The sequence below is a fragment of the Paraburkholderia sp. AV2 genome (assembly GCF_054968425.1).
Genome location: NZ_JBANLK010000001.1, coordinates 181,007 through 194,607, shown reverse-complemented (window position 1 = coordinate 194,607; position 13,601 = coordinate 181,007). Strand labels below are relative to the sequence as shown.

General features: G+C 65.0%; 13 protein-coding genes. 1 reads left to right on the top strand and 12 read right to left on the bottom strand.

The annotated features are described in order from the left end of the window. The first annotated feature begins 71 nt into the window (after positions 1–71). Entirely contained in the window at positions 72–2,864 is a 2,793-nt protein-coding gene (locus V8683_RS00950; RefSeq protein ID WP_060715248.1) for a class I SAM-dependent DNA methyltransferase, read from the top strand. Between the two features lie 21 nt (positions 2,865–2,885). Here the strand turns inward: V8683_RS00950 and V8683_RS00945 are convergent, their stop codons facing one another. The 12 genes from V8683_RS00945 to V8683_RS00890 form a co-directional block, all read right to left on the bottom strand. Beyond that, a complete protein-coding gene (locus V8683_RS00945; protein WP_150562047.1) occupies positions 2,886–3,263 on the bottom strand; it encodes a helix-turn-helix domain-containing protein in 378 nt (125 codons plus the stop codon). A gap of 92 nt (positions 3,264–3,355) precedes the next feature. Beyond that, on the bottom strand, positions 3,356–3,766 hold the full coding sequence (locus V8683_RS00940) for a hypothetical protein (protein WP_150562046.1): 411 nt from the start codon (positions 3,764–3,766) through the stop codon (positions 3,356–3,358). A gap of 95 nt (positions 3,767–3,861) precedes the next feature. Next, on the bottom strand, positions 3,862–4,080 hold the full coding sequence (locus V8683_RS00935) for a hypothetical protein (RefSeq protein ID WP_060715251.1): 219 nt from the start codon (positions 4,078–4,080) through the stop codon (positions 3,862–3,864). Between the two features lie 333 nt (positions 4,081–4,413). Then, positions 4,414–6,129: an integrase repeat-containing protein gene (locus V8683_RS00930; RefSeq protein ID WP_150562045.1), complete on the bottom strand. Its 1,716-nt coding sequence runs from the start codon at positions 6,127–6,129 to the stop codon at positions 4,414–4,416. Beyond that, positions 6,065–7,354, bottom strand: a complete 1,290-nt coding sequence (locus tag V8683_RS00925; protein WP_411187748.1) for a hypothetical protein — start codon at positions 7,352–7,354, stop codon at positions 6,065–6,067. The genes V8683_RS00930 and V8683_RS00925 overlap by 65 nt, the downstream gene beginning before the upstream one ends. A 13-nt stretch (positions 7,355–7,367) precedes the next feature. Continuing rightward, positions 7,368–8,402 (bottom strand): glycoside hydrolase family 3 N-terminal domain-containing protein, encoded by a 1,035-nt coding sequence (locus V8683_RS00920; RefSeq protein ID WP_411187746.1) that lies wholly within the window; start codon positions 8,400–8,402, stop codon positions 7,368–7,370. After that, a complete protein-coding gene (locus V8683_RS00915) occupies positions 8,399–8,749 on the bottom strand; it encodes a hypothetical protein (RefSeq protein ID WP_411187744.1) in 351 nt (116 codons plus the stop codon). The genes V8683_RS00920 and V8683_RS00915 overlap by 4 nt, the downstream gene beginning before the upstream one ends. Next, a complete protein-coding gene (locus V8683_RS00910; protein ID WP_411187742.1) occupies positions 8,746–9,123 on the bottom strand; it encodes a hypothetical protein in 378 nt (125 codons plus the stop codon). The genes V8683_RS00915 and V8683_RS00910 overlap by 4 nt, the downstream gene beginning before the upstream one ends. 8 nt (positions 9,124–9,131) lie before the next feature. Further along, the gene (locus V8683_RS00905) at positions 9,132–9,389 is read right to left on the bottom strand and encodes a hypothetical protein (RefSeq protein ID WP_321951576.1); all 258 of its coding nucleotides are present in this window, start codon (positions 9,387–9,389) and stop codon (positions 9,132–9,134) included. Positions 9,390–9,397: 8 nt separating this feature from the next. Then, positions 9,398–9,757, bottom strand: a complete 360-nt coding sequence (locus V8683_RS00900) for a hypothetical protein (protein WP_321951574.1) — start codon at positions 9,755–9,757, stop codon at positions 9,398–9,400. Between the two features lie 325 nt (positions 9,758–10,082). After that, positions 10,083–12,656 carry a DotA/TraY family protein gene (locus V8683_RS00895; protein WP_411187740.1) on the bottom strand — a complete coding sequence of 858 codons (2,574 nt, stop codon included), beginning with the start codon at positions 12,654–12,656 and terminating at the stop codon, positions 10,083–10,085. A gap of 191 nt (positions 12,657–12,847) precedes the next feature. Beyond that, positions 12,848–13,267 carry a hypothetical protein gene (locus V8683_RS00890; RefSeq protein ID WP_321951571.1) on the bottom strand — a complete coding sequence of 140 codons (420 nt, stop codon included), beginning with the start codon at positions 13,265–13,267 and terminating at the stop codon, positions 12,848–12,850. Positions 13,268–13,601: the final 334 nt, after the last annotated feature.

Below are 13,601 nucleotides of genomic sequence, written 5' to 3'. Positions count from 1 at the left end.
ACGGCCACGCTTCGCACGGGAATGGGCGCTTTCCCAGATACAATCTCTGGTCCTTTTTTCCGCCGCGCCCTATGTCCGCTCTCTCGTTCCCGGAAATCCGTACCCGCCTTCAGGCGTTCGCCAAACAATGGAAGCAGGCGGAGCGCGAAAACGCGGACGCCAAGTTGTTTTGGGCGCGGTTTTACGAGTGCTTCGGCATCCGCCCGGAGTCCGCGACCATTTACGAGAAGGCCGTCGATAAGATCGACGGTACCCGTGGGTTCATTGATAGTTTCATCCCGGGCCTGTTGATCGTCGAGCACAAGAGCAAGGGTAAAGACCTGAACTCCGCGTTCAGCCAGGCGTCCGACTACTTCACGGCCCTGCCCGAAGGCGAGCGCCCGCGTTACATCATCGTGTCCGACTTCGCACGGTTCAGGCTGTACGACCTGCGGACCGACACCCAGGCCGAATGCAAACTCTCCGACCTGCCCAAGCACGCGGGCTGGTTCCGGTTTTTGATCGACGGCGAGACCGCGCCGGCCATCGTCGAGGAATCCCCGATCAACCGGCAAGCGGCCTACGCTGTTTCACGGCTGCACGAGGCGTTGTTGCAGGCCAACTTCCGGGGCCGCGACCTGGAAGTGTTCTTGACGCGCCTGCTGTTCTGCCTCTTCGCCGATGACACGGGCATTTTCGGGCAGGACGGGATGTTCCGGCGGTACGTCGAGGCGACGCGCGAGGATGGGCGGGACACCGGCCAAAGCCTTTTTGCGCTGTTCGACGTGCTCGACACGCCGGACACGGAACGGTCGAGCAACCTCGATGAAAACCTCGCGGCCTTCGCCTACGTCAACGGGTCGTTGTTCGCCGAACAAACGCGCATCCCGTCGTTCGATCGGGCCATGCGCGACCTGCTGGTGAAGTGCGCGGAACTCGATTGGAGCGGGATCAGCCCGGCGATCTTCGGGGCGATGTTCCAAGGCGTGCTCGAGGCGCACACGCCCGACGAAAAACGCCAGGCCAGCCGGCGGGAACTTGGCGCGCACTACACCTCGGAGCGCAACATCCTGCGGGTGATCAACCCGTTGTTCATGAACGACCTGCGCGCCGAGTTTGAGAAGGCCCGCAAGAGCAAGCCGCGGTTGCAAGCGCTGTACGACAAGTTGCCAACGTTGACGTTCTTCGATCCGGCCTGCGGCTGCGGGAACTTCCTGGTGATCGCGTACCGGGAACTCCGTCGCCTGGAAAACGACGTGATCGCGGCGTTGTTCGTCGATTTCGGGCAAGGCCCGGGCCTGCTGGACGTGTCCACGCTTTGCCGGGTGCGGGTCAACCAGTTTTACGGCCTGGAGATCGACGCGGCGGCGGCGCACATCGCCCGCGTCGCGCTGTGGATCACCGATCACCAGATGAACCTCGAGTCGGCGGACCGCTTCGGCAACACCCGCCCGACGGTGCCGTTGGTGGACACACCGCACGTCCATCAGGACAACGCCCTGCGCGTCGATTGGGCGTCGATCCTGCCGCCCGCACAATGCTCGTACGTGATGGGCAATCCGCCGTTCATCGGTGCGAAGTACCTGAGCGATTCCCAGCGGGAAGATGCTCGCCTGATTTTTGCGAAGATCAAGAACGGCGGTCTGCTGGACTACGTGGCCGCCTGGTACGTTAAGGCGCTGGCGTACATCCAGCAAAACCCGTCGATCGACGTGGCGTTCGTCTCGACCAACTCGATCACGCAGGGCGAGCAGGTGTCCGTGCTGTGGGGGCCGTTGCTGCAAGGCGGTGTTCAGATCCGGTTCGCGCATCGGACGTTCCAATGGAGCAACGAAGGCAAAGGCATCGCGCAGGTGCATTGCGTCATCATCGGCTTTGGTCTGCGCGTGCCGGAGCACTGCACGATTTACGACTACACCGGCGACATCAAGGCCGAGAACGCGCACGTCATCGCGGCCAAACGCATCAACCCTTACCTGGTCGATGCGCCCGACTACCTGCTGCCGAACCGGCGCACGCCGATCTGCCCCGTGCCGGAAATCGGTATCGGGAACAAGCCGATCGACGGTGGGCATTACCTGTTCACCGACGACGAAAAGGCCGCGTTCATCCAACTTGAACCGAAAGCCGCCCCGCTGTTTCGCCGGTGGTACGGTTCGGTCGAGTTCATCAACAACCTGAGTCGTTGGTGCCTGTGGCTGGGTGATCTGAAACCGAACGAACTGCGCGCGCTGCCCGAATGCATGAAACGTGTCGAGGCTGTGCGCAAGAGCCGTCTTGCGAGCGATAGTGCTCCGACGCAGAAGTTGGCCGAAACGCCGACCCGCTTTCACGTCGAGTTCATGCCGGACAAGCCGTTTTTGGTGATCCCTGAAGTCTCGTCGTATCGCCGCGAGTTCATCCCGCTGGGATACCTGGCCCCGCCGACGCTGGCGAGCAACAAAGTGCGCCTGATGCCCGACGCGACGCTCTACCACTTCGCGGTTCTGCATTCGACGATGCACATGGCATGGGTTCGCACGGTGACGGGCCGCTTGAAAAGCGACTACCAATACTCCGTCAACATCGTGTTCAACAACTACCCGTGGCCCAGCCCGACCGACGCGCAACGCCAGGCGCTGGAAGCGACCGCGCAAGCGATCCTTGATGCTCGTACCCTGTACCCGGGCTCGTCGCTGGCCGATCTTTACGATCCGCGCACGATGCCGGCTGAACTGCGCAAGGCCCACGCGGCCAACGATCGCGCGGTCGATGCTGCGTACGGATTCAAGGGCGACAAGTCGGACGCCGGCCGGGTTTCATTTCTGTTCGGTCTGTATGGCAAGTTGACGAGCCTCCTGCCGGCTGAAAAGCCAAAGCGGGCGCGGAAGAAAGCCGTGGCGTAACGGGATCATGGTGAGTCGTCGTCAAGCCCGCTTCGCCTTCCTCGCCCGTCGTTGTTCGGCCAAGGCTTCAACGTCCGCACGATTCAGGCGAGGCCGGCCGTGCTCGTCGAGCACGACGGTGAGCCGTCCGGCCTCGATCGCCCGTGTGATGCTCGAGCGGTTCGCGTAACCGATCAGCCGCCAGGCATCGGAGAACGAGAGAAGCGGGCCGGTCGGCGGTGCGTGCTTCGCCGCCTGCCAGGCGTGCAGGTCGGCCGGCGCGAACCGGCGCACGCCGTTGACGACCACAAACGGAAGGTCGCCGGATCGTGCGGCCAGAGAAACGGTGGCGATGCCCCGGCCCGTGAGCGCGGCGGCCTGTGTGGCGGTCACGCGGCCGGCGGTGGGCGTGGTGATCATGCTTTGGGCTCCCAGGTTTCGGGACTGAGTTGGTCCCGGTACTGAAAAACCGGCCCTTTGCGGACCGGCCCGTGGGAGCATCGGCGAATCGCTTACGCGAAGCGGTAGCCGCCGGCTTTCTCCTTTTTGCCGCTCTGATGCCGCAGGACGTTCGGCGCGATGGCCTCGGCCAGGTTGAGCGCGCGGCGGATGGCGACGCCTTCGCCGCGGAACGCACGCGGGTCATACTCGATCGCCACGAACTGGTCGAACTGCGCTTCGGTGATTTCCGACACCGTGAACTTCTTGCTCGCCGGGTTGTTCGTGACCAGCACGAACATCAGATTTTTCGGATCGTGCGGTGCGTCCTCGACGTAAATCTGGCTGTAGCCGCTCACGTCGATCTGAACCGCCTTTGCGCTCCAGCCGCCCAGCGCGCACGAAAAGCCGGGAGCGGTGGCGACGGCCGATGCCCGTTCGTAAATCGACATGAGGTCCGGTTGGGTTGTGGTGGTCTTTGCCATGATGAACTCCGTTCAGTGATCAGCACCGGGACGGCGCTGGTACCGCCCCGACCCGCACGTGAGGCGGGCACTGATGGAGCGTTGGCGGGGCGGGCTTATTTCATGTCGATCCATTCGCCCGTGTCCGGGTCTTGCCGTTGTTCGACCTCGACGACGTAGCCGTTCTCGTCAACGTCGGCCTGGGTCATCATCGGTTCTCCGAGCGTTGCGCGGGCGTCGTCGATGGCTTCGATGCGCGTTTCGCCGTGTCCGGCCACGACCTCGTTGTGACCGACGAAACGAAACACGGTGCGGGTTGCGATGGTTGCTTGCATGATGGTCTCCTTGGGTTTGAGTGGCGTTGCGTATGCGCTGCCTACACCTTCAGTCTCTCGTACCGCTGGATAAATGCAATACTTTTTAGCGCCGAACGACTTATATATTTTTGCCACTAACACCGATTGTTACGGCGACGGTTACGCGGCCGTAAAGAGCCCGGCCGTGGCCCGTGGTGACTGGCGCCAGCGGGTCGCCCGGCGCGGATACGCGCCCGTTTTGTGGGGTTGGTTTTGTGCGCAGGCGATGGTTGTGCGCGCACCCATGCAAGACAAAACGAGGCGCTTGCGCGCCCCGTCGATCCGCCTGCGGCCTTGGTCGCGACGGTGTGGTTACGCGGCCATCGGCATCACGAACGCGGGATCGTTCGCTGGCAACAGCACGGGCGTGCGGTCCGTGGGCTTGGTGAGGCGGATGACGTACAGATTGGTCGGCCGCTTGAGTCGTGGTTGACCGCCAGGTTTTCGTCCTGTGCCAAGAAAGTTGCCCCAGTTCGTCCACTCGTCACGGTAAACGGGTTCAGGCTTCTTCGGAATGTTGATGGGGAACGACGCATCTTTACACCGCTCATACCAAAGGCGTTGCGATGCGATGCCTTCTCGCTGCGCCCACGCGCTGGCGTCGCTGTACGATCGGAACGGTGGTGCGTTCGGGTGCCTGTTCGGCTTCCGTCCTGTGCCAAGGAAAGCGCCCCAGCCGTTCCACTCGCTCTTGTAAATCTTTTGAGGATTCGCAGGCACGTATTTCGGCAAACAACCTTTCACCGAACGATCCTTCCATGCTTCAGCGGTTTGGATACCTTCCGCGCGAGCCCAGGCGGCGGCCTCGTCGTACGAGCACCACGTCCCACGGTAGAGTCGCCCTGTGCCCAGAAATGTGCCCCAATCCTTCCAGTCACCCTTGTAGGTTCTCGCCGGTTTCACCGGAATGTCGGCTGGGAGATCGCCTCGTCGGCACCGGGCTATCCAGTCGTCAAAGGTCTTGATTCCCTCGGCTTGCGCCCACGTTGCTGCCTCCTCGTACGACCTCCAACTGTGCGTCGCGATCGCACAAAATGCAGACGGGTCCATCGGCTTACCAAGGGCTTGCTCGATCTTGTCCAGTAGGCCGTCGTTCAGCAATCGCCCGTCGCGGATCAAGCAAGCAAGGTGACGTAAAACAGCGTGGACCACTCGCCCGTAGTTGCCCTCCGGTCGATCCACCTGAAGGTCAAGCGTTGGATCGAGAAGTCCGAGCGGTGCTTCGCGAACGCGTACCACCGTCCAGCCGGCTTTGTTCAGCCGCCGTACTTGGCGCCGATCCTTCGTTTGCGTTTCTTGATGCCAGTAGGAGCCGTCGTATTCAATGGCAAGCCGTCGGCTCCGGTCGATCAGGTCAACCTGGATTTTTCGCCCGCCATCGCCAGGGTCAATCGTCGCACGGCGGGTTTGGTCGAGGATCAGCACCGATCCAAGGCCGTGCGCCAGCGCCAACTCGATCATGGATCGCCCCCTGATCATGCTGGTGTTGAGAAAACCGGGCCATCCGCCGTTAGACTTGAACTCGTCACCATAGACCTTGAAGGGGTCTGCCGGGATGTTGGCCGGAAAGTCCTTCCGCGCCATCCAGGCCGCCCCCGTTTTGATTCCCTCGGCTTGTCCCCAAGCCGCCGCCTCGTGGTACGAGCACCACGCCCCACGGTAGCGTCGCCCTGTGCCCAAAAACGTGCCCCAACCCTTCCATTCGCCTTTGTAGATTTGATACGGTGCCGCTGGAAGATCGGCGGGAAGTTCCTTGCGCAGCGAACGCAACCGCCACTGGGCCATCGTCCTGATGCCTTCCTCTTGCGCCCACGCGCTCGCATCGCCATAAGGCCGAAACGTCCGCTTTGCCATGCCGCTCTCCCGCTGATTTTCCTCCCCTGTACCTACCAGGCGGAGCATCTTTAGCAAGAAAGCCAGCCAGCAAAAAAGCCCGGTTTCCCGGGCTTTTTCCAACGCATCGTCACGCGCGGCCTGCGCCTCGTGCTGCGCGCAGCAGGTCGCGGGTTTCGTCGGCGACTTCGGCAAGACCGACGGCCTCGCGAGCGCCAGCCAGCAGGCGGCGGGTGTCGTCGTCGGCCTGCTGCCGCGCTGCCACGCCTTTCATGAACGCCTCGTAAAGCACCGGCCGTTTCCGGATGAACGGCCAGGCGTTCGGGCCTTCGTCGTCATCGTCTTCGTCGTACCACCTGTTCTCAAGGTGCGGGTCCGCGCCCCAGCGTGCCAGCAGTTCGATCCGCTCGGGCCATTCGTGGTCGTCGCCGTCGCCACCGCCTTCGTCGGCGTACTGCTCGACTTGCCGCATCAGCGTCGCGATGATCGTCCGGCCGTGGTACTGCGCGTTCGGGTCCGCGCCAAGCGTGAGAAGCCACGACACTTGATCCAGTCGCCCGCGCAACACCGCGATGCCCAAGGGCTTACCGCTACCGTTGTGACCGTTCACGTCCGCACCTTCGGCGATCAGGCGATGGAACGCACCGCCCCAGTGCTTGTTGATCGAGCGGCAAAGTTCGCGTTCAAGGCGCCGGCCCTCGGCGTCGGTGTGCCGCTTCACGAGCGCGACCGGCCGCGGCTTCTTGACGGGCTTCATGCCGGCCCAGCGCTGCACCCACGCCTGCACCGCGGGCACGTTGGGCACGTTGTCCGACTCCGCGTCGCCGTCGGTCGGGTCGTCCGGCCCGTTCAGCGAGTCGAAGAGGTCACCGAACTCGGGGCCGATCTCGCGCCGCTGCTCGTAAGCCGCGATCGCTTCGTGATCGTCGGCGTCGATGTACAGCGGGGCCGGGCCGACGCTCCACGTCATTTCTTCGCGAAGTGCGTCGAGCCTCTCTTCTTCGATCCGCGCGAAGTGACGCCGCGTGTACGCTCGCTCCTCGCCTTCCCGTTTCTGCTGCACGTCGCTGCGCCAGCCCATCGCTTCCCCGATCACGCTCTCCATCTTCACGCGATGCCGGTTCCAACGCTTATCGATCAGCACAACGATCGTGAGCATCAAGGCCACGGTGGTCACGACCACCGGCAGGATCAGCCATTTTGAAAGCGACGGTTCGATGCAATCGAGGCCGGCGAGCACCGCGACCTCGGCGACCGCACCGACCAATAGCCAGGTCGCCGCGCGGCGGCCGTGGCGCATAGCCCGGTCGGTGAAACGGTCGAGCGCAACGTCCGAGTCGAGCGCATGGTCCTCGTCGTCGTCCAGGTCGTCGTCGTCCTCGTCGTGCAGGTCATACTGTTCGTCGTTCATCGTGCTCATGGTGGACTCCGGTTCAGTGCGCCGCGCCTGCTGGCGCGAGCGTGAGGTTCAGAAGCCCGTCGGGCGACGGGGTGCGTCGGGCGATGGCCGCAGCCTTGAACGCGGCCACGCGGTCGAGCCGGTCGCGCATCACCGCCGGGTCGAGGGCGCCGGATTGCAACGCGGCGAGGATCAGCGGGATCGCTTCATCGACCTGCCGCGGTTGCGGCAGCAGGATCACGTCGGCACCGGCCTGCAACGCCTGCACGACGGCCTGCGGGCGGTTCGAGATTTCCCACAAGGCGTCGGTCATGACCAGGCCGTGAAAGCCGGCCGCGCGCAAGCGCCGGACGTACACCGGATCGAGCACCGCGGGCACCGGCGACACGCCGGGGTAGACGCGGTTGCTCATCATGACGAGCGGGGCCGCGTTCACCGGGAACGCGTCGGCCATGCGCCACACGTCCGCCGCTGAACCGGGGCAGTTTTCGACCTCGTGGCTGCCTTTGCGCAACTGGTAGCCGGGGAGCGAGGCCACGGGCTTGCACGAGGCGAGTTTGCCCGGGTAGTGCTTCAACACCGGAGCGATGCCGGCGACGGTCATGGCCTGCGCGAAGCGCGCGGCGATCGTCGCGGCCTGCTGCGGGTCGTTGCTGTAACTGCGCTGCGCGTCCTGCACCTCGGCCACCGGCGCGTTGTCGATGTCCACGCAACTGTTCGCTAGAGCGTCGCCGGCCCGCTTCACTTGCGCCGTGAACTCGCTGGCCGTCATGCGGGGTACGTCCCACGGTGCGGGCGGGGCCTCCACGTTTTTCAGGTCGCGCACGATGCCGCCCTCTTGATCCGTGAGGATCAGGGCGGACGGATGGGCCTTGCGCAGGTCGCACGCGAGCATCGGTCGCGCGTCGAACTGGTTTCGGATCAGCAGCGCGCCGAACTCGTTCGTGAGCGGCGGGTTCTCGACGACGAACAACGAACGCAGGTCGCTGGCCGTGGGCAGCGGTGCCGCTACGGCCAGCATGGGCGCCGCGAGCAACGCCGTGATGATCGTGTTGAGAACGCGGTTCATAAGCCGTGCGCCAGGCTGTCAACGATGGCCGCGGCCGGTACAAGCGCAGGCGCGTCGAGCAGCATACCGGCGACGCGGGCGCGGATCGCCACGTCGAGCAAGCGTTGCTTCACGTCGCCGCGCGGGGCGGTTTCGAGCGCGGTGCGGGCGGTGGTCACCTGGTCGAGCAGCCACGCCCGCACGTCGGGCTTGGCGTTGACGCGCGCACCGGCGGCCTGCACGGCGTCGAGCGCATGACGTGCGGCCATTGATTGGTCGATGGTCAGCGTGTCGGCGTGGGCCAGGTTGCACACGAGCGCGGTGGTGATGGTGATGGCGAGGGTGGTTCGGACGGTGCGCATGGTCATGCCTCGATGCTGTTGAGGTCGTGCAGGTCGTTGAGCATCGCCCGCCACACCGGCGACGGACTTTCGATGCCGTCGTGGTCGGGCAGCAGGCGCGCGAGGCGGTACGCTTCGTCTTGCGCCGCGAAGTGAGCCCGGGCGCCGGCCACGTGCGCGTCCCAGGCGGCCAGCGCGCTGCGCACGCTGGGAGCGTCGGCCGGGGCAGGTTCAGCGGTGAGCCTGCTGCGGACGCGGTTGCGGGCTTGTTCGGTGAGCGCGATGTGCTTGCGAACGCGCAGCGCGGCGATGCGCGTCTCGTGGCGATTGCGAGCGGCGCGGTCGGTCGAGTACGCCAGGTCGAAACGGTCGTCGGGAAAAGCGGTGCTGATGTCGAACATGGCCGGCCTCACTTCGTGGTCTTGCGAGCGGCCAGGCGCTCGATCGCGTCGGCTGCGAGGTTGAACTGCGAGCGTTTGGCGAGGTAGAACCGCGCGGCCACGCCGACGCTCACGGCGGCGGCGATCCAGTGGCCCGGCGCCTGGTCGGCCGGTCCGCGCAGCGCGTCGGCGATTTGCCAGGCGCCGATCGAGGCCATGATGATGAACAGGCCGAGCCGCACGTGCTTGATCAGGTCGGCGATGCTGGGAAGGCTGGGGATGCGCATGGCGGACCTCATTTCGTCTTGCTCGACGGGAGCAGTTGCACGCGCTCGTCGCCGATGGCCGCACGGACGAACCCGAACGGCGACGGGAGCCAGTCGCTCGGACGGCGCAGCAGTTCGATCGGGCGGCCTTCGGTTGCGCGTTGACGCATGAGGTTCGCGCGGAACGAACCGCTGAACCACACCGCCGCGGTGAACGCTGCGACGCCCAGGCGGCCCAGCAAACCGGACCAATGGCCGTCGAGGGTTTCGAGAACGCCAAGCGTGAGGTTGGCGATGAACGCGATGGCGCCGATGTGGGCCACGGCGGTTTGCATGAGGTACGCGCGGTTGGCGGTGCGCTCGGTGAGGTGGTGGTCGAGGCGTTGCATGTGGTGTGCTCCGGTTGGTTTTGGCGTTAGTGCTAACGCCACAAACCACCCTCTCTCTAGAGAGGGCTCGTGTCAAACGGGCACGGGCCGTTACGTTTTACCCCTTGTTTTAGGGGGGTTTCTGCACGCGATGCTGGATCGGTCGAGCCGTTGCCTTCAGGTTTTTCTCGGGCGCTCACGCGAAACACCCCGGTGCGCTTGCGCGCCCCGCTGCTGCCTTCGGCCCAGGTCGCGAATCCCTGGGACAACGAAAAACGGGCGGCTTGTGGCCGCCCGTTGTGCTGGTCATCGCACCGCCGCTCACGCGGTGCCGCTGTCCTCCTTCTTACCGTCCTTCTCGCCGTCCTGCTGCGCCGTCCTGCTGCTTTTCAGCCTCGGCCGCGTGCTCGGTGGGCTCGACCAGGCGCTCGCGGATCGCGGCTGCGCGTTCCATGTTCGCGGCCAGGCTTTTCGCCAGGTCCGCACGGCTTGCGGTGGCCGCGTCCTGCGAACTGCCCGACGCTGCCCGTTCGGGGCTGGCCGTGGCCGGCGCCTCGGCCTTGCTGGAGCCTGCGCTGCCCGCTTGCACCGCCGGCTTGCCCGCGTCACCGCCCGCGGCTGCGCTGGCCTTGGCGTCTTTCAGCGTCGTGGGCTCCGCGGGCAGGTCGCCGCGACCGCCGGTGGGCGGCGTCGTACCGCCCTTCGGGACCGGGATCGTCGTACCGCCATCGCCCCGCTCGGATTGGCCGCCGACCTCGCGTTCGCGCGCCTGCTTCATGCCGGCCAGTTTGCTGCGCAACGCATCCGCGCCCTTTGCCGCACCTGCGGCGGCCGATCCGAGCGCCGCGCCCGCGGCACCCGCGCCGGCCGTGCTCGCGGCGTTGGCACCGCGTCCCATTTCTTCAACGTGGCCGCCCAGCACCGCGCCGTGGCCGCCACCGATCCAGTCCAGAACGTTGTCGGGCACGCTCGTGATGAGTTTCAGGCAGAAGCGCACACACTGGAACAGGAACATCATGAACAGGATCGCGCCTCCGATCATGCGCACGAGTTCAAACAGGCCACCGCCGCCGCCCGTCGCGCCCCAAGCCACGCCGAACATGGTGTTGGCGAACAGCCCGATCGGCTGCATGAGGATGTAAGCGCCGCACACGCCCAAGGTCATCAAGGCCGGCCGCAGGGTGAGGCTCAACAGCATCATCAGCCCTTGCTTTTGCGAGCCGACGCCATCCGTGCCGTGGTTCGGCGACAGGAACGTGATCATCCAAAGCGGCGCGGCCACCAGACTCTCGAACAGCATGACGAGCCAGCCAAAGGCGGCCAGGGCCACAGCGAAGAACGGCATCATCGGCAACACGAAGCAGAGCATGAACGCGGGGACGAGCAGGCACGACGCGATGAACGTGAACAGACCGCCGAACAGCGCCGATGCGGCGACCACAACCTGGCCGGCGGCCGGAATGGCGGCCAGCCCCATGACGCCCGCGGCGGCGACGCCAGCGCTCTGCACCGTCGTGATCAGCCCCTGCCCCACGTCGTACGCGCGCATCATCGGGTCTTCGTTCGGATCGGTCACGGCGGTGAAGCCTTGGCCGGCGAACACGTTGATGATCTTCGAGAACTTGTCCTCGCCACCACCGCCGCCATGCTTGGCCGCGGCCTGGGTGTTCGCCGCGTCGAGCAGCGATTGCGCGTGCTTCACGTCCGAGTCGGTCTGGTTGTCGAAAAGGCCCATCAGGCCCACCTTGCCGGCGGTCATCCCGTCCACGGCCGTCGGCACGTTCGAGACCGACGCGTTCACGTCCGATTTCATGCGACCCAAGGCCGCGTACTCGGCTCCCGAGACCACGAACCCATCTGCGCCGAGACTGGACGCCAGTTGGCCGTTGCCCATCGCGGCGGCGAACGCCGCGTTGGCCTTGGCGCTCACCGTGGTCTCGTAGGCTTTTACAGCGGCGTCGATCGCCGCGTTGACCGTGGCCGGTGCGAGCGCGCCGTTGCCCGCGGTACCCACCATCTGCTTGGCGAGGTTGTCTGCAGCGTTCTGCATCGTTTTCAGCGCATCGACGTGCGCCGACTCGATCGCGCTCGTCGCGGGGGCCGCGTTGAGCCAGGCCGTGGCGGTCTGCAGCCCGGCGCCGTTGGTGTTCGACGTGCTGGCCGTGGTGCCTTTCAGTGTGGCGGTCACGGTGCCGCACGCGGCGTACGTCGAACCGTCACCGGTCCGCCCGAAGTTGTAGCCGACCGTTCCCGCACCGTTGGGGTCGAGGTCGCTGAACCACGTTGCGCCGACCGACGACGAAATGTCCTGCCCGTTGTTCAACTGGTTGACCGTGGCCTGGTCGTCCGCCGACTCGCTGGCGTACGTGCCGCGCACGCTCTCGTAGCACACGTTGCTCAACACCAGGCTCTCGAACAGTGCCCGCGCTTTCACGTCGAGCACCGGGCTCGTGTACGTCGCCGTTTGCTGCGTCCAGTTCGACAGGTACGTGCTCCACACGCTGTCCGCCAAACCGATGCCGTTCGTCGCGAGCCAAAGCACGATCAGTTGGATCACGCAAAATCCGCCCTTCACCGGCAGGACGAACGCGAGCCCCAGCATCGTGCGGACCGGCATCCACATGCTCGACCATTGCTTGCCCAGCATTTCGCCGTCGTGAGCCGTGGCTGCCGTACCAGCGATCATCACGTACGCCGCGATCAGTCCGCCGAGCGAGAGCATGGCGCTGTTGAAAATCTCAAACAGCGGGCTGAACGGGCTGGCCGATGCGTCCGAGCCAGCGCCAAGCAACGGCATGACGTGGACCATGATCCAGTCGGTCGAGGGCGGCGTGAAGATGTCCGCTGCGTGCGCGTTGCCGCTGAACAGCAACGCGAACAGGGCAAGCGGCCCCGCGAGGGTCTTGAAAAAGCGGCGCATGGAATGGCCTCGAGCAGGTTGTTAAAGAGCAGAAAGCGCAACGGCTATGCCGTTAGCACTAACACCAAGGTCGCTCCAGAAAACCCTTCAGTCAATGCCGGTACGAGGCGTGCCGCGAAAAAAAGCGCCCACGATGGGCGCAAAAAAAGCGGCCGGGGCCGCCTTGCGATGGGACGCGGTGATGTGTGCGATCAGGTTTTCATCGGGTCGAACGCGACGCACAGCCGTATCGCGTTGAGCGGACCAAGGGCCATCCAGGCCAACACCGCGATCGCCGCACCGTAGAGCGCCGATCCGTGGTTCGTGATTTCGTGCCAGCAGAACAGGCCCGCGAGGACGTACAACATCAGCAGAAACAGCAGGCCACCGATGGCACCGTGGCGCACGCGCCCGTCCGGGCTCGCGACGGCGTACACCGTGGTGGCGCCCAGGATGCGCTGCACGCCGAGCGCGACGGGCTCGCCCACGTTCAAATAACTACCAAGCCGCGGCGACACCCGAAGGTTTCGGATTTCGTGGTCGCCGATCTCCGCAACGGAACGGATCGTCCAGCCGTATTGATCAACGCGCCCCTCGCCCAGCAGTTTCAAACGTCCCTCGATCCGTGCCATGTTCCTCTCCGTTCAATGTGCGGTGTGCAGTGCCGTTAGCACTAACGCGGTACCTGGAGTACATCAGGTTCTACGAAAAACTCAAGTTCTCACGTGCTGCGCTTTGGTGGGCCGTGGGGGCGAGGAACCGCGCGACGTTGCTTTGCTGCCTGCCGGTTGCTGGTGCCTGGTCATCGTTTGCCCTCCCGTTCGTTGGTTGTGCGCTTCGGAGCCTGCCGTGACGCATGAACAGGCCAGAACAATCGGCACTGCCAGGGTTCAGAGAAAGCCGCAGCCCGTAGGGACCGGGTGCCGATGAAAGCGGAGCGTGCCCTGGTGGTGACGAGCGGATGGG